This is a genomic window from Pseudomonas sp. PDM09 (assembly GCF_014852305.1).
Taxonomy (GTDB): domain Bacteria; phylum Pseudomonadota; class Gammaproteobacteria; order Pseudomonadales; family Pseudomonadaceae; genus Aquipseudomonas.
This window is the reverse complement of the sequence record NZ_JACVBI010000003.1, coordinates 543,054-562,916: the sequence shown is the minus strand read 5'-3', so window position 1 is coordinate 562,916 and position 19,863 is coordinate 543,054. Positions and strand designations below refer to the sequence as shown.

Below are 19,863 nucleotides of genomic sequence, written 5' to 3'. Positions count from 1 at the left end.
ATGCTGATAATCTTGTTGACTATCAGTCTGACTCCACAAGCACCCACACGAATTGCTTGATTCAGTTGTTAAAGAGCGGTTGGTTAAGATCTTTCGTCTCAACCGAGGCGCGCATTCTACAGCAGCCCCTGTTACTGTCAAGCGGTTATTTTCAGAAGTTTTCAAAGTTTCGCTTGGGAATCTTCAACAACTTCAACCACTTGCGCTTCCGATCTCTCGTTAGCGGGAGGCGAATTCTACAGCGTTACTCGCTGCTGTCAACACCTCTTTTTCTCCGCTTTCGACCGATAAGATCGAACCGTCAAAAGAGCCAAACAACACCGCTCTTTCAACTCCTTCTGGCTTCGATGAACTGAAGCGTAACCGCTGCCGAAAACTGCATAACTCATTGTTTATCAAGGAGTTTTCCGTTTCGACTGCGCCGGAAGTGGGGCGAATTATAGACGTCCAGAATCTGCCGTCAACCCCTGATTTGGTTTTTCTATCAGGATGTTCAAAAACCCTGCTTATATATAGACGCGCCCGCAACGAATGCGCAGTATATTGCCCAACACATACAACAATACTCTCGCTTGCCACTTCGGACGATGCCACGCAATGAATGACCACCCCCGCAGTCTTGCCTCGACCCTATTCTCGGTTGGCCTGCTCTTGATAGCCATGGCATCGATCCAGTCCGGAGCCTCTCTGGCCAAAAGCATGTTCCCGGTTATCGGTGCTCAAGGAACGACCACCCTGCGACTGATCTTTGCCAGTGTGATCATGCTGCTGATATTGCGCCCATGGCGAGCGAAGCTCACTGCGAAATCCCTGCGCACCGTTATCGTCTACGGGATGGCGTTGGGCGGCATGAACTTCCTCTTCTATATGTCCTTGCGCACTGTCCCCTTGGGTATCGCCGTAGCCCTGGAGTTCACCGGCCCATTGGCAGTCGCTATTTACGCCTCACGTCGAGCGATCGACTTTCTGTGGATCGCTCTGGCAGCCCTGGGTTTACTGCTATTGATTCCGACAGGCGCCACGAGCACGGGCATCGATCTGGTCGGCGCAGGTTATGCCCTCGGTGCTGGTGTCTGCTGGGCGCTGTACATTCTGTTCGGCCAGAAGGCTGGCGCTGATAATGGGGTGCAGACCGCTGCGTTGGGCGTGATGATTGCCGCCCTGTTCGTAGCTCCCATTGGTATTGTCCACGCTGGCGCTGCGCTACTGACACCCTCGTTGATTCCCGTGGCCATCGGGGTCGCCATTTTGTCCACCGCCCTGCCCTACACCCTGGAGATGGTCGCCCTCACACGGATACCAGCCCGGACCTTCGGTACATTGATGAGCATCGAACCTGCGATCGGTGCGCTGTCCGGCCTGTTGTTTCTCCAGGAATACCTTTCCCTGTCACAGTGGTTGGCTATCCTGTGCATCATTCTGGCTTCCGTCGGCGCGACCATGACCATGGGGAGTAGCGCCAAGCCTGTGGTCGCAGCAGATTGAAACAAGATTGACGAACGTCTGGTATTTACCGCCCAATTAGGCCATGTTTGGGCTACGTAACTCAGTGTCAGACATGGATTTTTTCAGATAGGGATATCAGAACGCTTCAAGCAAAAGCGAATGCAGGCAGACCCAGGCACAGATCCGGGGCCGCTATTAAGGACAGCAATGAAACGAATTTTGATACTGATCGCCGTACTTGCAATTGCGGGCTGCGCAGCGACCTCGAAACCCCAGACGAAACACGGCAAGAAAGGACTGCATATCAATTGTTCGGGGCTCTCGTCCTCGTGGGACAAGTGCTACACCAGCGCCGCCAATTCGTGCGCGCCCAAGGGTTACAAGGTCATCGCCAAGTCAGGGGATGCGGTGGAAGAACCCGGTGACTATCCCTTCGGCCTCAATCCTGCCGGCTATACCAGCCGCAGCATGATCGTCATCTGCAAGTAACCCTCCCCTCCTATCGGGCTTGCATAGCCCGATAGGCGCTTCGCTCCGATGCTGCTAACGTTTGTCAGTCAATGACCGTTCAGCAAAGGGCGATATCCATGACCACCGCTATCAATAACAAGAAGATCGTACTGGTCGTCGGCGCGGGCGATGCCACCGGCGGCGCCATCGCCAAACGTTTTGCCCGTGAAGGGTATATCGCCTGCGTCACACGTCGCAGCGCAGACAAACTCCAGCCATTGGTAGAGTCCATCACCGCCAGTGGCGGCAAGGCCCACGGTTTTGCCTGTGATGCGCGTAATGAAGAAGACGTGATAGCGCTCATCGAGCAGATCGAAACCGAGCTCGGCCCCATCGAAGCGTTCGTCTTCAATATCGGCGCCAATGTGCCGTGCAGCATCCTCGAAGAAACCGCCCGCAAGTATTTCAAGATTTGGGAAATGGCCTGTTTCTCAGGGTTTCTCAACGCCCGTGAAGTGGCCAAACGCATGGTCACCCGCCAACGGGGCACGATCCTGTTCACAGGCGCCACTGCTGGCTTGCGCGGCGCCGCGGGTTTCGCCGCCTTCGCCGGGGCCAAGCACGGGATTCGCGCCTTGGCGCAAAGCATGGCCCGCGAACTGGGACCAATGAACATCCACGTCGCCCACGTCGTAGTGGATGGCGCCATCGATACCGATTTTATCCGCGATAACTTTCCGGAAAAATACGCAACCAAGGATCAGGACGGCATCCTCAATCCCGAGCACATCGCCGACAACTATTGGTACCTGCACAGCCAGCCACGGGACGCCTGGACCTTCGAGCTGGATCTGCGCCCCTGGAACGAACGCTGGTAAGCCCTCCACCTACAACAACAAGAAGAGCACATCGACCATGAGCAAAACCGTGGAGTTCTTTTTCGACCTCGGCAGCCCCGCCACTTACCTGGCCCATACCCAACTGCCAAAGATCTGCAAACAGACCGATAGTCAGCTGATCTACAGACCGATGCTGCTGGGTGGCGTCTTCAAAGCTACTGGCAATGCTTCCCCCATCAACGTACCGGCCAAGGGTCGCTACATGTTTCAGGACCTGGACCGCTATGCCAAACGTTATGGCGTACAGCTGAAGTTCAACCCGAACTTCCCGATCAATACCCTGATGCTGATGCGCGCTGTCACAGGTATGCAACTACGCCACCCCGAACGCTTTCAGGCGTTTATCGATTGCCTGTTTCACGCCCTTTGGGTTGAGGGATGCAGCCTCGATGATCCTGCGACTGTTGCCGCCGTGCTGACGCAAAACGGTTTCGATCCAAACGAGGTGCTGGCAATGACCGCCGATGAAACCGTCAAAGCCGCCCTCAAGGAAAACACTGAGGAAGCGGTGCAACGCGGTGTATTCGGTGCGCCGAGCATGTTTGTCGGTGATCAGTTGTTCTTCGGCCAGGATCGGCTGGACTTCGTTCTTGAAGCCCTGCGTGCGCAATAACCAGCGCCTGCCTATGACCTGAGCCAGGCGCTGGAAACAGCGCCTGGACTCAAACCGCTCAAATAGCCGCGGTTCGGGTGTTCAACCACTCAAGGGTCGCGCCATCGAGCAATGGACTCAAGCGCTCACGCACTTCGGCGTGATAACCGTTGAACCACTGCTTTTCGTCTTCAGTCAGCAGCGACGGTTCCAGGCAACGGGTGTCGATCGGGCACAGAGTCAGGGTTTCGAATTTCAGGAACTCCCCGAATTCGCTCTTGCCTGCTTCACGATTCAATACCAGATTCTCGATCCGCACCCCCCAGCGACCCGGACGGTAAGTACCCGGTTCGATGGAGGTGATCATGCCTGGCTGCATCGCTGTTTGCGGTGCCGCCGCGGCCTGATAGGCGATGACTTGCGGACCTTCGTGAACATTGAGGAAATAGCCGACGCCGTGACCGGTGCCGTGGCCGTAGTCGACGCTTTCGGCCCAGATCGGCGCGCGGGCAATAGCGTCCAGCAACGGCGACAGAATGCCTCGTGGAAACTGTGCACGGGAGAGCGCAATCACGCCTTTGAGTACGCGGGTGCAATCGCGCTTCTGCTCGTCAGTCGGCGTCCCCACCGGCACCATTCGGGTGATGTCGGTGGTACCGCCCAGGTATTGGCCGCCGGAGTCGATCAGCAACAGGCCGTCACCCTCAATTACCGCGTGTTCTTCTTCGGTGGCGTGGTAGTGCGGCATCGCTCCGTTGGCGTTGAACGCGGCAATGGTGTTGAAGCTCAGCGACACGTAATCCGGACGTCGGGTACGCGCCGCGGTCAAGTGTTCGTCGATGGTCAGTTCGGTGATGCGCTCACGCCCCCAAGCCGCTTCCAGCCAGGCGAAGAATTCGCACAGCGCCGCGCCGTCCTGCTCCATGGCTCGACGAATGTGTTCGGCATCGGCCAGGCTTTTCTGCGACTTGGCCAGAGTGGTGGGGTTCAGGCCTTCGAGCAGTTTCACGCCGCTGCTCAGGTTATCCAGCAGACCGGCCGTGACCCGCGCCGGATCGACTTGCAGGCTCTCGCCGCTCGGCACGGCGCGCAAGGCGGCGGTTACTTCGCTGTAATCGCGCAGGGTCACGCCGTCCTGTTCAAGAATGGCGCGCAGCTCGGCGCTCACTTTGCTCAGGGCGACGAACAAGGTGGCCTGCTGCTGGCTGATCAGGGCGAAGGACACGAACACTGGATTGAACGACACATCGCCGCCGCGCAGGTTGAACAGCCAGGCGATGTCATCGAGGGTGGCGATGAAGTGCCAGTCGGCACCGCGCTCTTTCAGCACCTCACGCAGTTTGGCGAGTTTTTCGCCACGGCTGACCGTCGCCTGAGGCGGCAAGTGTTGATAGATCGGCTCATTCGGCAGACTTGGACGATCACTCCAGACTTCATTCAGCAGATCGATGTCCGTGCGCAGACGTGCGCCGCGCTCTTCGAGTTTGCTGCTTAAAGTACGCGCGGAGGCCACGGCCATTACCGCGCCATCGACTGCAACGACACCGCCTTCTGGGGTTTGCTCGGCCAGCCAATCGAGCGGGCCGGGTTGACCCGGTTGCAGCTTGACCAGTTCGATGCCGCTGCCCTTGAGCTCCTTGCTCGCTTGTTCCCAATAGCGGCTGTCGGCCCAGACACCGGCAAAATCCGGCGTAACGATCAGCGTGCCCACCGAGCCATGGAAACCCGACAGCCACTGCCGTCCCTGCCAATAGCCCGGCAGGTATTCCGACAGGTGCGGGTCGGCTGACGGCACCAGCAGAGCATGAATGCCCTCCCGGCTCATCAGCTCGCGGGTTTGCGCCAGGCGCTGGGGTACCAATCCATTGGTCAAAGGCTGTGTACTCATCGTGTCTCCTGCTAACCACTCATCATTATTATTCGGTGCCGATCGGAGTCGGCGCTTAAGGACCTGTCGCCCAGAATGCCGGAGCACTGGCGCAAGTTGCTTTAATCAGGTGTACCGCTTGATCGATATCCTGTTCGGTGGTGAAACGCCCCAGGCTCAAGCGAATGGTGCGACTGGCCGAGCGTGCGTCATGCCCCAGGGCCAGCAGCACATGGGACGGCGCATTGCTGGCGGAATTACAGGCCGAGGTCGCGGAAAATGCGATCGAGGTGCTCAACGCCGCGGAACTGAACTCGCCTTCGTTGAAAGTCAGGCTCAGGGTATGGGGAATGCGCTGGGTCGGGCTGCCATTGAGGCGGACCCCGGGAATGCTCAGCAGCGGTTCGAGCAAGCGTTCACGCAGACGCGCGATGGTGGTTTTCTCCTCATCGAACAATTGCGCCGCCAACGCGAAGGCTGCCCCCATTGCGGCAATCTGGTGCGTCGCCAGCGTGCCGGAACGCAACCCGCCCTCGTGACCGCCGCCGTGGATCTGCGCCTGCAGACGCTGCTGAGCACGAGGACCGACATACAGCGCGCCGATGCCTTTGGGACCGTAGACCTTGTGCGCCGAGAACGACATCAAATCCACCGGCCACCGGGCCAGATCGATCGCCACTTTGCCCGCGCCCTGAGCCGCATCAACGTGGAATAACGCATCGCGATCACGCACCACCTGGCCGATGGCCGGGATGTCGTTGAGGGTGCCCAGTTCGTTATTGACCAGCATCAACGACACCAGAAAGGTGTCCTCACGCATCGCTTCGCTGACCGCTTGTGGAGTAATCAGGCCATCGGCATCGGGTACCAGATACGTCACCGCAACGCCTGCGTCCTGCAACTGTTTTGCAGTGTCGAGAATCGCTTTGTGTTCGATCTGGCTGGTGATGATGTGGCCGCCGGAAACACCGCGGGCCTGGGCCACGCCCTTGAGGGCAAGGTTGTTGGATTCGGTGGCGCCGGAGGTCCAGACGATCTGTTCCGCCAGGGCGCCCACCAATTCGGCCACCTGGCGCCGTGCTTGCTCGACCGATTGCCGGGCCTGTTGGCCGAAGGCGTGGGAACTGGACGCAGGATTGCCGAAGTTACCGGTGAAACCCAGACACTCGACCATGACCTTGATGACCCGCTCATCCACCGGCGTGGTGGCGGCGTAGTCGAAATACAACGGACGTTTATTCATAAAAGACTCGCAGAGCGTGTTCCGGGATCAGGAAGCTCATCACTGGAAATGTCAAAGCGCCGCCTCATGAGCGACGCCGAATTTTCAGAACGACAGCAATACCTGATCGCAGGCCATTAAAGAAGAACAACTTCATTTAAAAGTGCGTAGGAACGCTCCTGAAGTCGAGCTTAACAGGCATCGGGCCACCGGATGAAGCAATGCGTCAGCTAAAACTTTCGAGCAATAACGGATACATCGAAGCCACCAACAATAAGGCCATACCCCAGTTGAACAGCCGCAACCAGCGGCGATCGCGCAGCACATTGCGCAACAGCGTGCCGCAACCGGCCCACACCCCGACGCTTGGCAGGTTGATCAAGGCGAAGACCGCGGCAATCACAATCACATTGGTGAAATAGCCCTGCATCGGCGTGTAGGTGCTGATGGCACCGATGGCCATGATCCAGGCCTTGGGGTTGACCCATTGAAACGCTGCCGCCCCCAAATAACTGATCGGCCTGCCCTCACCCTGTTCACCCTCGGCTACCGGCCCGGAATGAGCAATCTTCCACGCCAGGTACAGCAAATACGCCGCGCCGACATAGCGCAACACGGTGTAAAGCATTGGATAGGTTTGAAACACCGTGCCCAGGCCGAAACCGACAGCGACCACCAGGACGAAGAAGCCACAAGTGATGCCCAGCATGTGGGGAATGGTGCGCTGAAAGCCGAAATTCACGCCAGAGGCCAGCAACATGGTGTTGTTCGGACCGGGGGTGATCGAGGTGACAAGGGCAAACAGGGCAAAGCCCAGCAGCAGGTCGAGCGAGAGTGTCATGGGTGGCAGTCCATCAGGGTCAGGTATTGACCCTATCGCACGCCTTGAGGGAAACCCATGGACAGTTGCGTGAAAGTTCGAGCAGTACAGTTGTCACTCAGCTTTGGCGGCCGTGCAGCTGTACTGCGCGTTCGGCGTTCATCTCGCCTTGTTTGTCGAAACTGAACGATTTTGCCGGCTGGCCGAGCAATTCGGCTTTCTTCGCATGGTACTCGTCGAAGGACAAGCCACGACGATTCAGCGCCTCCAGTGCCAGTTCCCGGGTTTCTTCAGCGGTGTAGGGCCTCAATTCCGGTGAAACATGGCTGGCACATCCGGCGAGAACGGAGATGGCGAGCAGCAACAAAGTGGCGAGCAGAGATTTCATTTCGGGCGTCCGCAGATCTGTGTTTTGGTCAATGAACACAGGCTACCCGTGCCGCTCGAAGGGTAGAAATCAACGCTCTCGATAGTGGGTATCGGATCAAAAGATCGCAGCCTTCGGCAACTGCTCGTCGGGCACTCGGTTGCGGGAAAAGGGCTGACCTATAGTTATTCGACCGGAAATCGGCGAAGGAACACCTTAACCCCACAACAAAAGGAGAACCGTCATGAGCGTAAAACCTATTCCAGAGGGTTATCACAGCATCACCCCTTATCTAGGCATTCAGAAAGCTGCCGAAGCCATCGACTTCTACAAGAAGGCCTTTGGCGCCACCGAAGTCATGCGCCTGGCCATGCCCGATGGCGGCATCGGGCACGCTGAGCTGCGTATTGGTGACTGCCCGATCATGCTTGGCACACCCTGCGACCAGGGCCCATTGAGCAACCCGGACAAGTCGCCGTCCGTGGGGCTGCATCTGTATGTGAACGATGTGGACAAGTCCTTTAAACAGGCCATCGATGCCGGTGCCACGCAGGTGTCCGAGGTCAAGGATCAGTTTTATGGCGACCGTTCGGGGACTTTGAAAGATCCCTACGGGCATCTATGGTTTCTGGCCACGCGCAAGGAGGATCTGACTCAGGAGCAGATCGAACAGCGGGCGAAGGAGATGTTTAAGCAGGGTTGAGTTTTCCAGTGAATGTTCGGGCCTCTTCGCGAGCAAGCCCGCTCCCACAGTTGATCGGCTGCGTACACATAATGTGTGTTCGACACCAATCCAATGTGGGAGCGGGCTTGCTCGCGAAGAGGCCATCACCTTCAACATCCAATTTGACTGTCAGACCTTTTCGCAAATAAACCCGCCCCCCGTCCAGCCAGCAACACGAAACATTTACTTTCATATCCCCTTTCGGGATTTCCGATGCTCATACGTCTTATTTAGATGCAGTCGGTCGCGTAGGCAAAAGCCACGGCCGGACTTTTCATGGACCGCACCGCTGGGAAGCCCACAGCAGTAGTCCTCTCATCGAAACAAGACCTTTAATCATGTCGAAGAAATCCCGCTCAAAACTCTGGTTTCTGGTCCATAGCTGGCTGGCGCTGCCCATCTGGTTTTTTGTATTGATCGTCTGTGTGACCGGCACGCTGGCGGTGGTCAGTCAGGAAATCGTCTGGCTGGCCAACCCGCAAATGCGCGCCAGCGCGCCTTCAGACGACGCGCCGCTGCTCAACTATGACCAGATTGTCGCCGCCATCAAACAGGCCGAACCCCAGACGCTGGTCCAGGGCATCAGTCGCCCCGACGAGTCGCATTTCGCCCTCGACGTGGACGTCAGTTACCCGGACGGCCGCTCGGTGACGGTCTATGTGAACCCCTATAGCGGGGTGATTCAGGGCACCGCTCCACAATTCAATTTCAAGGCATTCACCCGCGCACTGCATGGCTGGTGGCTGGTGCCGTTCACCAACGGCTACAGCTGGGGCTGGTATCTGGTGTCGTTCCTCGGGCTGCCGATGCTGGCGTCGCTGGTGACCGGGTTGGTGGTCTACAAACGGTTCTGGAAAGGCTTCTTTCGACCGACCCTGCGCATTCGCCATGGCGCGCGGATTTTCTGGGGCGACTTTCATCGGCTCAGCGGCATCTGGTCGATCTGGTTCATTGCGGTGATCTCGATCACCGGTGTCTGGTTCCTGATCAAGGCGATTCTGTTCGACAACCAGATTTCGATTACCACGGAACCGGTGGTGTCGGTCGTCTCGCGTGAAAGCGTGCCGTTGACCACCACCGGCAAGCCGGCCCCGATGATCAGCCTGGAACAGGCGATCAAGGTCGCTCAGGAGCAAATCCCTGGACTTGACGCCAGTTTCGTCACCCTGCCGAGCAACGCTTACAGCCATCTGTCCGTGGGCGGTCGTAGCTGGTATCCCCTGATGTACCAAACGGCCGAGGTCAACCCGTACAACGGCGATATTGCCAGCACACGGCTGCTGTCCGATCGCTCCAGCCTGGAATTCGTGACCGAGTCGATGCGTCCGTTGCACACCGGTGACTTTGGCGGGATCTGGATCAAGCTGATCTGGTTCTTCTTCGGTTTGCTGCTGAGCATGATGGTGCTCAGCGGCTTGCTGATCTGGACCAAACGCACCGCCCTGGCCACCGCCAATGCGTTCAAGCGCAGCAACAAGGCGCCGCGCCCGGTGTCGAGACCGCAAACGGTCATGAACCGCCAGACTCCGGAGGGCAACCTGTGAGCAAGACGATCACTGCACCGCAGCCTTCGCGTGCGAGCCTTCTTTGGCGCAAATGGCGCTTCCACATCAACATTTTCTTGCTGCTGATCCCTTTGGGCTTCATGCCCAAATACTTTGCCGACGCCTCGCTGTTTCGCGGTGACAGCGGACTGGGGGAGCGGGAAATCGGCGAAATCCAGGTCGGCCCCTGGAGCCTGCAACTGGCCGAACTGCGCAACGAAGCGCCCCTGTTGACCGGCCCCGCCGGCTACATGAAAGGCTTCAACGCAGCGCTGTGCGAACGCTGTCGCGATGAGGTCAAGGCGACTTACCTGCGCATCGGCAAACCCCGCAGCCTGCGCGCCGCCGGGGTGATTTTCTTCGGTACACCATACCGCATGGGCGCGATGCTGCCGGTGCCCGAAAAGACCAAAACCGACGCCGAACTGTGGATCACCATGGAAGGCTGGGACGGCGCCATGCATCAAGCGTCCATCCCCCTGAGCCAGGCATCCCCGGCCACCCTCGCCTGGCTGAACAAACAAGGAGGCAAACCATGATCAACGCTTTTCGCCCCGTTCTATTGATGTTCTGCGCCGCCTTCAGCACCAGCGCCCTGGCTCACAACCCGATGTGCGAATGCAAGGCCATCGATGCCGAACAGATCCAGTGCACCGGCGGTTTCTCCGACGGCAGCGGCGCGCCGGGCGTGACCCTGGACGTGATCGGCTACGACGAAACCATTCTGGTGCCGGGCAAACTCGGCGCCGATTCGACCCTGACGTTCAAGAAGCCCGGCGCCGAGTTCTACGTGCTGTTCGACGCCGGTCCCGGCCACGTCGTCGAGATCGACCAAGCGGACATCCAAGCCCCATGACTACACCAACCACGCACGTCGTCCGCCCGGCTGGCGCCGGCCATGAAACCCTCTATGTGTTGCTGCTGTGCCTGATGATCCTGGCGGTTGCCGGCTCGGTGGTCGCTTGGCGCGGCGAGGCTCAGGAGGTGAGTAGCGTTGGCAGCCATCAACTGGATGCCCGTCGTGACCTTAGCGCCTCCGAGCAAGGTATTTACGCCGACCTGCGGGTCACGCTGGATGAAATTCATCTGTTGCGTCAGGAACAGCAAGCACTGCCCACACCCGCCACCCTCGCCGATGAAGGCTTTGCGCCGTTTGCCCAGGATGCCAGTTCTGTCAGCCGCGGCAGCCATGCCTGGCAGTTGCTGGGCGCGAAGGCGTATTTCGGCCAGAGCCAGACCCCAACCGTCGCCGGCTCGTTTTTGATGCGTTTGACCGCTGAAGACGACTCCGCGCCAGACATCTGGCTCAACCGCGGCAGCGCCCTCCCCGTTCCGAACGATCTCACCGACGCTGCGCTCAATGGCGCCGGCTGGCAGCAGATCGTCGCGCAATTCGATGCCGGCGTCACCCGCCAGCATCGGCATTGAACCCTCGCCTTCACCCGAGAGAAGACCGCTTTCCCATGCCTAGTTCATCTCAACGTCATTCCTTTATGCGCCTGCTGCTGATCGGCCTGTTTGCCTGTTCGCTGACACCTTTGGCCAGCGCCGACGAAGCCAAGCGTCTGCGCATCGGCATCACCCTGCATCCTTATTACAGTTACGTGGCCAACATCGTCGGCGACAAGGCCGAAGTGGTGCCGCTGATCCCGGCCGGCTTCAACCCGCATGCCTACGAGCCACGGGCCGAAGACATCAAACGCATCAGCGGGCTGGACGTGGTCGTGCTCAACGGCGTGGGCCATGACGACTTCGCCGACCGCATGATCGCCGCCAGCGAAACGCCGAACATCAAGGTGATCGAAGCCAACGAAAACGTGCCCCTGCTGGCCGCCACCGGTGTCGCTGCACGGGGCGCCGGCAAGGTGGTCAACCCGCACACATTCCTGTCGATCAGCGCTTCCATTGCCCAGGTCAACAACATCGCCCGGGAACTGGGCAAGCTCGACCCGGCCAATGCCAAAACCTATACACAAAACGCCCGCGCCTATGGCAAACGCCTGCGGCAGATGCGCGCCGACGCCCTGGCAAAACTGACCCAGGCGCCGAACGCCGAGCTGCGGGTGGCCACCGTCCATGCTGCCTACGACTATCTGCTGCGCGAGTTTGGCCTGGAAGTGACTGCTGTGGTCGAGCCGGCCCACGGCATCGAACCGAGCCCCAGCCAGCTGAAAAAAACCATCGATCAACTGCGGGAACTGGACGTCAAAGTGATCTTCTCGGAGATGGATTTCCCGTCCACTTACGTCGAGACCATCCAGCGTGAATCCGGGGTGAAGCTGTATCCGCTGTCGCACATTTCCTATGGCGAATACACCGCCGACAAGTACGAAAAAGAAATGACCGGCAACCTCAATACCGTGGTCCGCGCGATTCAGGAGTCCGGCGCATGACGGCTCAAGAAACCATCACTGAATCCGCTGTGGGAGCGGGGCCGACCTTGGATTTCGCCGAGGTCAGCCTCACGCTGGGTCGCACGACGATCCTCGACAAGGTGACCTTTGAGGTCCAGCCCGGCAGCGTGCATGCACTGGTCGGCCCCAACGGTGGAGGCAAGAGCTCGCTGATCAAGACCCTGCTCGGGCAGATGCCGCATCAGGGTCGCTTGAGCCTGCAATGGCCTGGCGAACCGGGGACCATCGGCTACGTGCCTCAGGCGCTGGAATTCGATCGCGGTTTACCGATGACTGTCGATGACTTCATGGCCGCCATGTGCCAGCGGCGCCCGGCGTTTCTCGGGTTGAGCAAGCACTACGCGGCGGCCATCGGCGAAGCACTGGAACGGGTCGGCATGCAGGACAAACGCAAGCGGCGCATGGGCGCATTGTCCGGCGGTGAGCGCCAGCGCGTTTTGTTGGCCCAAGGGCTGATTCCGGCGCCGCAATTGCTGGTGCTCGACGAACCGATGTCGGCCCTCGATGAGGCCGGCATTCAAGTGTTCGAACGACTACTGGGCGACTGGCGCCAGAGCGGCATCACCGTGCTGTGGATCGAGCATGATCTGGAAGCGGTCGGGCGACTGGCGGACCGGGTCACCGGGCTCAATCGCCGGGTGCTGTTCGATGCCACGCCGAAACAGGCACTGACCCCGGAGCGACTGCTGACCTTGTTCTCGACCCATCCCCGGAGCGCTGCCTGATGAGTTACGAAGCCTTTCGTTTGATGGTCCAGGGTTGGGCCTCGTCGGGTTACCTGCCGGAAGCGCTGGCCTATGGATTTGTGGTCAACGCGCTGCTCGCCGGGCTGTTGATCGGCCCGGTGTTGGGCGGTTTGGGTACGCTGGTGGTGGTCAAGCGTTTCGCATTCTTCTCCGAAGCCGTGGGCCACGCGGCGCTAACCGGTGTGGCCATTGGCATTCTGCTCGGCGAGCCCTACACCGGGCCTTATGGCAGCCTGTTCGGTTACTGCCTGTTGTTCGGCATTTTGCTCAACTATTTACGCAACCGTACGGGGCTGGCGCCGGATACTTTGATCGGTGTGTTCCTTTCTGTGTCGTTGGCGTTGGGCGCCAGCCTGTTATTGATTCTGGCGGGCAAGATCAATGTGCACATCCTGGAAAACGTGCTGTTCGGTTCAGTGCTGACAGTCAACGGCAATGACCTGCTGGTGTTGGCCATTGTTGGTTCGCTGGTGATGGCGCTGGCCCTGCCGCTGTACAACCGCATCATGCTCGCCAGTTTCAATCCGCAGCTGGCGGCGGTACGCGGTGTGGCGGTGAAGACTCTGGATTATCTGTTCGTGATTCTGGTGACCCTGATCACGGTGGCGGCGGTGAAAGTCATCGGGGCGATTCTGGTCGGCGCACTGTTGGTGATTCCAGCGGCGGCCGCACGATTGCTCAGTCAGTCGCTGAAGGGTTTTTTCTGGTGTTCGGTGCTGATCGCCACGGTCAGCACGCTGTGCGGAATTCTCGCGCCGATTGTCGTTGACCTGCCTATCCCGTCCGGTGCCGCGATCATTCTGGTGGCCGGTATCGCCTTCGCCCTGGCCGCGATTGCTCGTGGCATCGTTCCAAGTCTGAAAGGGAACCTCGGATAAATGTCTTTTTCTCTGCGTCAATTGACCCTGGCGCTGACCTTGTGTGGGCCAGCCTCGTTCAACGCATCCGCCACCGACACCTTCGAACCGATGCGTCTGTTGGCCAATCACGGTGTCGGTAACACCGCGCTCTTCGCCTCGACTTCAACGCACAAAGTGCTGGTGCTGGCGGCGTTGCCTGTGACCTACGGTCTGGGTGCCCTGCTGCTGGAGGGCACCGATGTCAGCCTTGAGCGCGCCGCGCCGGCCAACCTGCCCGGCAGTCGGCAGACCGCATATTTCACCGGCCGTGGCGCTCAAGCGCTCAATAAGCTGGCGATCGACGCCGATGCGGTCATCGGCCTGCGTTCGCTATGGCCGGATGATCCGCTGTACCCGAACGCCCGTCGCAGCAATATCCGCATCATTGAAATCGACGCCGCCCGTCCGGTGGATGGCGCCCTGCCCGGCATCGCCGTACAGCCTGGCAGCAAGATCGACGGCTTGAACAGTCAGCCTTGGTTGGCCAGCAACAACATGGGCCGGATGGCGGATGTGATGGCGGCAGACCTGGTGCGCCTGGCGCCAGCGGCCAAACCGAAGATAGACGCCAACCTGGCAGCACTCAAACAGCGCCTGCTCAAGCTTAGCGCTGACAGCGAATCACGCTTGGCCAATGCCGACAACTTGAGTGTGATGAGCCTGAGCGATCATTTCGGCTACCTGATTGGCGGCCTCAACCTAGAGCTGATCGGCCTGGATGCACGGCCGGATGCCGAGTGGACGCCGCAGGCGCTGACGCAATTGGGCGCAACGCTCAAAAACAATGATGTGGCGGTGGTGCTGCATCATCGCCAGCCGCCGGACGCGGTGAAAGCAGTGATTGCCGAAGCGGGTAGTCGGTTAGTGGTGTTGAGTGTCGATGCGGTGGACCCGGTGGCCGAATTGGAAGGGAATGTGGGTTTAGTGATCAAAGGGTTAAACGGCGCGTAACGTCAGTTGCACCGTGTAATCGTTCTTCGCGAGCAAGCCCGCTCCCACATTTGAGCAGTGGTGATCGCAGATTCTGTGATCGACACAAATCCACTGTGGGAGCGGGCTTGCTCGCGAAGGCGGCCTGACAGGCAACACGGAATCCAGACCAAGAAAAAGCCCGCTGAACCGATAAGATCAGCGGGCTTCTTTTTGCGCGGTGACTCAGTGAGCCACAGCCGCCTGTTCTTCCATTTTCTGGCGCAGGCTCAGTGGACGCATGTCGGTCCAGACCTCTTCGATGTAGGCCAGGCATTCCTTTTTCAGGCCGCTCTTGCCCACGGTGCGCCAGCCTTGTGGCACGGCTTTGTAGTCGGGCCAGATCGAGTATTGCTCTTCGTGGTTGACCACGACCTGAAAGAGGATGTCCTCGCGGTCGAATACTGACGTCATGCTGTCTCTCCATCGTTGTAGGGTGGGCTGCACGCCGTGCGCAGCCGTTATGTAGAAGGAACGTTCAAGGCACCAAAAAATTTAAAGGCTGGCGGTGGCTGCGGCCATGGCCCTGCCGAAAATGTCGGCCACCCGATCGATTTCTGCTGCTGTGATCACCAACGGTGGCAGGAAACGCACGACACCGCCGTGACGCCCGCCCAGCTCGAGGATCAATCCGCGTTTGAGGCATTCGCGCTGCACCAACGGCGCCAGACGAGCGAATATCGGTGGATGCCCTTGAGCGTCCGGCGCGCCGGTCGGGTCGACCAGCTCAACGCCCAGCATCAAGCCCCGTCCGCGGATATCGCCCAGTTGCGGGAAGTCCCGTTGCAGGATGTGCAGGTGTTCACTCAAGCGTTCGCCCATGGCGGCGGCGTGCTCGCAAACCTTGTGCTCTGTCAGGTAGCGCATCACCGCAGACCCTGCGGCCATTGCCATCTGATTACCGCGGAAGGTCCCGGCATGGGCGCCCGGCAGCCAGGTGTCGAGCCAGTCGCGATAGACCACCACCGCCAGCGGCAGGCTGCCGCCGATGGCTTTGGACATCACCACCACGTCCGGAATGATCCCGGCGTGCTCGAAGGCGAACATCTTGCCGGTGCGGGCAAAACCGCTCTGGATTTCATCGACGATCAGCGCTACGCCGGCCTTTTCGGTGATGCGTCGCAAGCCGCGCAGCCAGTCGAGATCGGCCGGAATCACCCCTCCCTCGCCCTGCACCGCTTCGACGATCACCGCAGCGGGCAATTGCACGCCGGCCTCCGGATCATTCAGCAGGTTTTCCAGGTAACTCAGGTTGACCTGCACCCCCTGCTCGCCGCCGAGCCCGAACGGGCAACGGTAATCGTAGGGATACGGCATGAACTGCACGCCACTGCTGAGCAACGCACCCAACGGTTTCTTCGGCCCCAGACTGCCCATCAGGCTCAGCGCGCCCTGGCTCATGCCGTGATAAGCGCCCTGGAACGACAAAACCGTGCTGCGTCCGGTGGCGATGCGCACCAGTTTCAGCGCGGCTTCTACCGCATCGGTGCCGGTGGGGCCGCAGAACTGAATCTTCGCTTCAGCGGCCAATGCCGGCGGCAACAGACCGAACAGGTCCTGAACAAACTGATCCTTGACCGGCGTGGTGAGGTCGAGTGTGTGCAGCGGCAGTTCATCGGTCAGCACTTGCTGGATCGCTTCGATCACCACCGGGTGGTTGTGTCCCAAAGCCAGAGTCCCCGCACCGGCCAGGCAATCAATGAAACTGCGGCCTTCTACATCCTCGACATAAATGCCCTTGGCACGCTTGAGTGCCAGGGGAATGCGCCGCGGATAGCTGCGAGCGTTCGACTCCTGCCGGCTTTGACGAGCCAGCAATGGCGATTCGTTGAACTGATAAAGCGTCTCGGCAGGCGTCGGAACGATCCGGGCAGGCTGATCTTCGATAAGGCTGATAGCGACTGACATCTCTCGATCCCTCAATACGCTGTTGATAGTGACCAAAACTGCACACCGGGCAGGTGCGCGTTCCGGTCACGGGGCGCACTTGCAGGTTTTCCTGTTCTGGAAACGCATCAGGACCTCAAGGATTTAGACCCTCGATCAGCTTTCTATGAAGGTGGTGACAGCGCCTTGTGCATGGGAATGGCGTGGAGTCCCGCCACGGTGAAGGTTTCAGCGCAAGCCCGGTAACCCAGACGGTGGTAAAACGCCTCACCGGTACGGGTGCTGTTGAGCCGCGCGTGAGGCAAACCCTGAGCGATCAACCAGGTTTCGAGATCATGCACCAGCGCTTGTCCGGCGCCTCGTCGAAACCATTCCGGCTGTACATAGCAGAACGCGATCTTGCCGCTGATCGCCGCCATGGCGACGCCGATCGGTTTGTCCTGCAACAGGGCGATGTTCAGGTACAAGCGCGAGTCGGCCAGCCAGGGTTGCACGTGTTCGATGGTTTTGTTGTGAGTCCAGGTGGCGACGGTTCGCGGATCGTTGCGATGGTCCAGCGCGCAGCCGACGCGAATGGAGCGCTCGACGATGCGGCTGATGATCCCGGCGTCGGCAGGCGTTGCCTTGCAGATGTGTATCGATGCATCCATGGCGCTGTTACCTCAATCCATTGAGTCAAAGCTGCCAGGGACGATAGCGCTGTGGGGGTCGGGTGGCTAATGGAGAGACGTTACATTTGGTGTGCGACACAGACCAGATATCTTGATTCAGGAGTCATGGATCCTGTGATCACACATATCCACTGTGGGAGCGGGCTTGCCCGCGAAAGCGATTTCACGTTCAAAAATGATGTTGGCTGATAGTCCGCCTTCGCGAGCAAGCCCGCTCTCACATTTGCTCTGCGGTGGCCTGTCAGACCGGTTGCAGAGGCATTGTCAGCTCGACCCGCAAGCCATCCGGGCGACTGTCGAAATGCAGGGTGCAGCCGCAACGCTGGACGATGGCCTGGACAATCGCCAGGCCGAGGCCGCAACCGGTGCTCTGGCCGTTGCGCCAGAAGCGTTGGGTCAGGTGTTGCAGGTCATCTTCGGCAATCCCCGGGCCGTGGTCGCGGACCAAAAAGCGCACGCGATTGTTGGTGGTTTCCAGGCTCAGCTCCACGGCCCCATTTCCTGGGGTATGGCGCAGGGCGTTGTCGAGCAGGTTGCGCAATGCGGCAATCGACAGCACCGCAGGCATTTGCAGCGGCGCATCGGAGAATGTGGCCGGCAACCGAAACTGGATCCGCTGACGATCACCGCTGGCCGCATCCTGAATCGCCAGTTTCGCCACCTGTTCGGCGCTGCATTGCACGCCATCATCGAACGACAGACTGCCCTCGACGCGCGCCAGCAGCAGCAATTGTTCAAGCGTGCGGTGAAGTCGGTCAGCGCCCTCTTCAGCCCGCGCCAGGGACTGATCCCGTGCACTGCCTTCAGTCATGCGCGCCACTTGCAGGTGGGTTTTGATCGCGGTCAGCGGGCTGCGCAATTCATGCGCGGCATCACCGGTCAGGCGCCGCTCGCGCTCGATGGTCTTGCCAATACGCAGGAACAACTGATTCTGGGTTTCCAGCAGCGGTTGCAGTTCGCTGGGCAACGGCTGGATTTGCAACGGTTCCAGGGAATCGGCACTGCGTCGCATCAGCGCATCGCGCATACGATTGAGCGGTGCCAGCCCCTGACCGATGCCGAGCCACAACAGACACAGGCAGCCGAGCAGCGCCACGCCGACCGGTACCGAGGCCGCCAGCAGGATGGACATGTTCAGCGCTTCGCGCTCGATTTGCCGGTCGGCAGTGGTAATGCGCACATCACCGCGCGCCAGGGTGAAGCTGCGCCAGGGTGCGCCGTCGATCATTTGATCATGGAAGCCCATTTTTTCGGCTTCCAGGGTTTGTTCGGGGCTGCTGTGGCTGCGCGCCAGGATTTCGCCGCGCAAAGAGCTGACCTGACAGGCCATGCCGCCAGGGATGCTCAGCTGTTCAGCGCTGAAATGGGTCCCCTCGCCCTTGCTCGGCAACGCCGGCAGTTGCTCCAGCAGCCCGGCCACCATCCGCGCCGACGCCACCAGCCGCTGGTCCAAGGAAAACATCATCTGGTTGCGCAGATCACTGAGCATCCAGGCGGCGGCCAGGGCCCAGATCAGCGCAAACGCGGCGCCGAGGGTCAGGCTCAGGCGCAAACGCAGACTCATCACTTCGATTGCTCTGCGCCATCGGCCGGCCCCAGGCGATAGCCCAGGCCACGCACGGTCTCGACGATGCCGTTGCCGAGTTTGCGCCGCAGGTGATGGATATGGACGTTAAGGGCGTTGCTTTCCAGTTCGTCATTGAAACCGTAGACACTGTCCTTGAGTTGCTCGGTGGACAACACCCGGCCACGGTTATGCAGCAAAGCTTGCAACAGCGATTGTTCACGGCGCGACAAATCGACGGGGCGGCCGCCGAGCAGGGTTTCTCGGCTGCTCGGGTCGTAGGTCAAACGACCATGTTCAATCAGGTTGACGCTGCGACCCGCCACCCGTCGCAACAGCGTATGCAGACGGGCGGCGAGTTCGCGCAGGTCAAACGGTTTGAGCAAGTAGTCATCGGCACCGGCTTGCAGACCGTCGACCCGGTCGGTGACCGAATCCCGCGCAGTGAGGATCAGCACCGGGATTTCGAGGCCATGGTGACGCAACTGCTGCAACAACTTGAGGCCATCTTCGTCCGGCAGGCCGAGATCGAGCACCATGACGTCGAACTCGGCCACCTTGAGCATCGCCCGGGCGGCGGACGCGGTGGCCACGTGTTCCACCGTCAGGCCCTGGGCCGTGAGGCCGGCAACAATGCCGCTGGCAATCAGCTCATCGTCTTCGCAAACCAGTACGTGCATGGGAGCTCCATGAGCAAAAACGCGAGTCAAACAGATGTGGATTAAGCCGCAATTATGGCAAGCCCCACGGCCGACGAGAAGCAGGCCTTTCGTTCAGTGGTC

22 protein-coding genes are annotated in these 19,863 nt (G+C 59.7%); 13 read left to right on the top strand and 9 right to left on the bottom strand.

Annotated elements, in window-relative coordinates; all coding sequences use genetic code 11:
- The first annotated feature begins 597 nt into the window (after window positions 1-597).
- The 4 genes from rhtA (at window position 598) to IB250_RS11235 (ending at window position 3,408) form a co-directional block, all read left to right on the top strand.
- Window positions 598-1,485, top strand: coding sequence for a threonine/homoserine exporter RhtA (gene rhtA, locus IB250_RS11250; protein WP_192344143.1), 888 nt, complete (start codon window positions 598-600; stop codon window positions 1,483-1,485).
- A 168-nt stretch (window positions 1,486-1,653) separates the two neighbouring features.
- On the top strand, window positions 1,654-1,935 hold the full coding sequence (locus IB250_RS11245; RefSeq protein WP_192344142.1) for a hypothetical protein: 282 nt from the start codon (window positions 1,654-1,656) through the stop codon (window positions 1,933-1,935).
- Between the two features lie 98 nt (window positions 1,936-2,033).
- Complete coding sequence (locus IB250_RS11240; protein WP_192344141.1) at window positions 2,034-2,774, top strand: SDR family oxidoreductase; 741 nt, start codon at window positions 2,034-2,036, stop codon at window positions 2,772-2,774.
- A 37-nt stretch (window positions 2,775-2,811) separates the two neighbouring features.
- Window positions 2,812-3,408 carry a 2-hydroxychromene-2-carboxylate isomerase gene (locus tag IB250_RS11235; RefSeq protein ID WP_192344140.1) on the top strand — a complete coding sequence of 199 codons (597 nt, stop codon included), beginning with the start codon at window positions 2,812-2,814 and terminating at the stop codon, window positions 3,406-3,408.
- A 58-nt stretch (window positions 3,409-3,466) separates the two neighbouring features.
- Here IB250_RS11235 and IB250_RS11230 read toward each other — a convergent pair whose 3' ends face one another.
- The 4 genes from IB250_RS11230 to IB250_RS11215 form a co-directional block, all read right to left on the bottom strand.
- Window positions 3,467-5,275: an aminopeptidase P family protein gene (locus IB250_RS11230; RefSeq protein WP_192344139.1), complete on the bottom strand. Its 1,809-nt coding sequence runs from the start codon at window positions 5,273-5,275 to the stop codon at window positions 3,467-3,469.
- Window positions 5,276-5,330: 55 nt separating this feature from the next.
- Complete coding sequence (locus IB250_RS11225; RefSeq protein WP_192344138.1) at window positions 5,331-6,497, bottom strand: cysteine desulfurase family protein; 1,167 nt, start codon at window positions 6,495-6,497, stop codon at window positions 5,331-5,333.
- 205 nt (window positions 6,498-6,702) lie between these two features.
- Window positions 6,703-7,317 (bottom strand): LysE family translocator, encoded by a 615-nt coding sequence (locus IB250_RS11220; protein WP_008075565.1) that lies wholly within the window; start codon window positions 7,315-7,317, stop codon window positions 6,703-6,705.
- 97 nt (window positions 7,318-7,414) lie between these two features.
- Complete coding sequence (locus IB250_RS11215) at window positions 7,415-7,684, bottom strand: hypothetical protein (RefSeq protein ID WP_192344137.1); 270 nt, start codon at window positions 7,682-7,684, stop codon at window positions 7,415-7,417.
- Window positions 7,685-7,907: 223 nt separating this feature from the next.
- On the opposite strand from IB250_RS11215, the gene IB250_RS11210 reads away from it, so the two are divergent.
- The 9 genes from IB250_RS11210 (at window position 7,908) to IB250_RS11170 (ending at window position 14,941) form a co-directional block, all read left to right on the top strand.
- Entirely contained in the window at window positions 7,908-8,366 is a 459-nt protein-coding gene (locus tag IB250_RS11210) for a VOC family protein (RefSeq protein ID WP_192344136.1), read from the top strand.
- 359 nt (window positions 8,367-8,725) lie between these two features.
- Entirely contained in the window at window positions 8,726-9,931 is a 1,206-nt protein-coding gene (locus tag IB250_RS11205) for a PepSY-associated TM helix domain-containing protein (RefSeq protein WP_192344135.1), read from the top strand.
- The gene (locus IB250_RS11200; RefSeq protein WP_192344134.1) at window positions 9,928-10,470 is read left to right on the top strand and encodes a thiamine pyrophosphate-binding protein; all 543 of its coding nucleotides are present in this window, start codon (window positions 9,928-9,930) and stop codon (window positions 10,468-10,470) included. The genes IB250_RS11205 and IB250_RS11200 overlap by 4 nt, the downstream gene beginning before the upstream one ends.
- Window positions 10,467-10,787 carry a hypothetical protein gene (locus tag IB250_RS11195; protein WP_063341052.1) on the top strand — a complete coding sequence of 107 codons (321 nt, stop codon included), beginning with the start codon at window positions 10,467-10,469 and terminating at the stop codon, window positions 10,785-10,787. The genes IB250_RS11200 and IB250_RS11195 overlap by 4 nt, the downstream gene beginning before the upstream one ends.
- The gene (locus IB250_RS11190) at window positions 10,784-11,359 is read left to right on the top strand and encodes a DUF6162 family protein (RefSeq protein WP_192344133.1); all 576 of its coding nucleotides are present in this window, start codon (window positions 10,784-10,786) and stop codon (window positions 11,357-11,359) included. Before IB250_RS11195 ends, IB250_RS11190 begins: the two co-directional genes overlap by 4 nt.
- Window positions 11,360-11,394: 35 nt before the next feature.
- On the top strand, window positions 11,395-12,324 hold the full coding sequence (locus IB250_RS11185) for a metal ABC transporter substrate-binding protein (protein WP_192344132.1): 930 nt from the start codon (window positions 11,395-11,397) through the stop codon (window positions 12,322-12,324).
- The gene (locus IB250_RS11180) at window positions 12,321-13,070 is read left to right on the top strand and encodes a metal ABC transporter ATP-binding protein (RefSeq protein WP_192344131.1); all 750 of its coding nucleotides are present in this window, start codon (window positions 12,321-12,323) and stop codon (window positions 13,068-13,070) included. Before IB250_RS11185 ends, IB250_RS11180 begins: the two co-directional genes overlap by 4 nt.
- The gene (locus IB250_RS11175; protein ID WP_192344130.1) at window positions 13,070-13,969 is read left to right on the top strand and encodes a metal ABC transporter permease; all 900 of its coding nucleotides are present in this window, start codon (window positions 13,070-13,072) and stop codon (window positions 13,967-13,969) included. The genes IB250_RS11180 and IB250_RS11175 overlap by 1 nt, the downstream gene beginning before the upstream one ends.
- Entirely contained in the window at window positions 13,970-14,941 is a 972-nt protein-coding gene (locus IB250_RS11170) for a metal ABC transporter substrate-binding protein (RefSeq protein WP_192344129.1), read from the top strand.
- A 204-nt stretch (window positions 14,942-15,145) separates the two neighbouring features.
- On the opposite strand, the gene IB250_RS11165 is transcribed toward IB250_RS11170, so the two are convergent.
- The 5 genes from IB250_RS11165 to IB250_RS11145 all read right to left on the bottom strand — a co-directional run bounded on the left by IB250_RS11165 (window position 15,146) and on the right by IB250_RS11145 (window position 19,761).
- Window positions 15,146-15,373 (bottom strand): MbtH family protein, encoded by a 228-nt coding sequence (locus tag IB250_RS11165; protein ID WP_007934245.1) that lies wholly within the window; start codon window positions 15,371-15,373, stop codon window positions 15,146-15,148.
- An 81-nt stretch (window positions 15,374-15,454) separates the two neighbouring features.
- The gene (locus tag IB250_RS11160) at window positions 15,455-16,867 is read right to left on the bottom strand and encodes an aspartate aminotransferase family protein (protein WP_192344128.1); all 1,413 of its coding nucleotides are present in this window, start codon (window positions 16,865-16,867) and stop codon (window positions 15,455-15,457) included.
- 143 nt (window positions 16,868-17,010) lie between these two features.
- Window positions 17,011-17,496: a GNAT family N-acetyltransferase gene (locus tag IB250_RS11155; protein WP_192344127.1), complete on the bottom strand. Its 486-nt coding sequence runs from the start codon at window positions 17,494-17,496 to the stop codon at window positions 17,011-17,013.
- Window positions 17,497-17,758: 262 nt separating this feature from the next.
- Window positions 17,759-19,084 carry an ATP-binding protein gene (locus IB250_RS11150; RefSeq protein ID WP_192344126.1) on the bottom strand — a complete coding sequence of 442 codons (1,326 nt, stop codon included), beginning with the start codon at window positions 19,082-19,084 and terminating at the stop codon, window positions 17,759-17,761.
- Window positions 19,081-19,761 (bottom strand): response regulator, encoded by a 681-nt coding sequence (locus IB250_RS11145; RefSeq protein WP_192344125.1) that lies wholly within the window; start codon window positions 19,759-19,761, stop codon window positions 19,081-19,083. Before IB250_RS11145 ends, IB250_RS11150 begins: the two co-directional genes overlap by 4 nt.
- Between the last annotated feature and the right edge of the window lie 102 nt (window positions 19,762-19,863).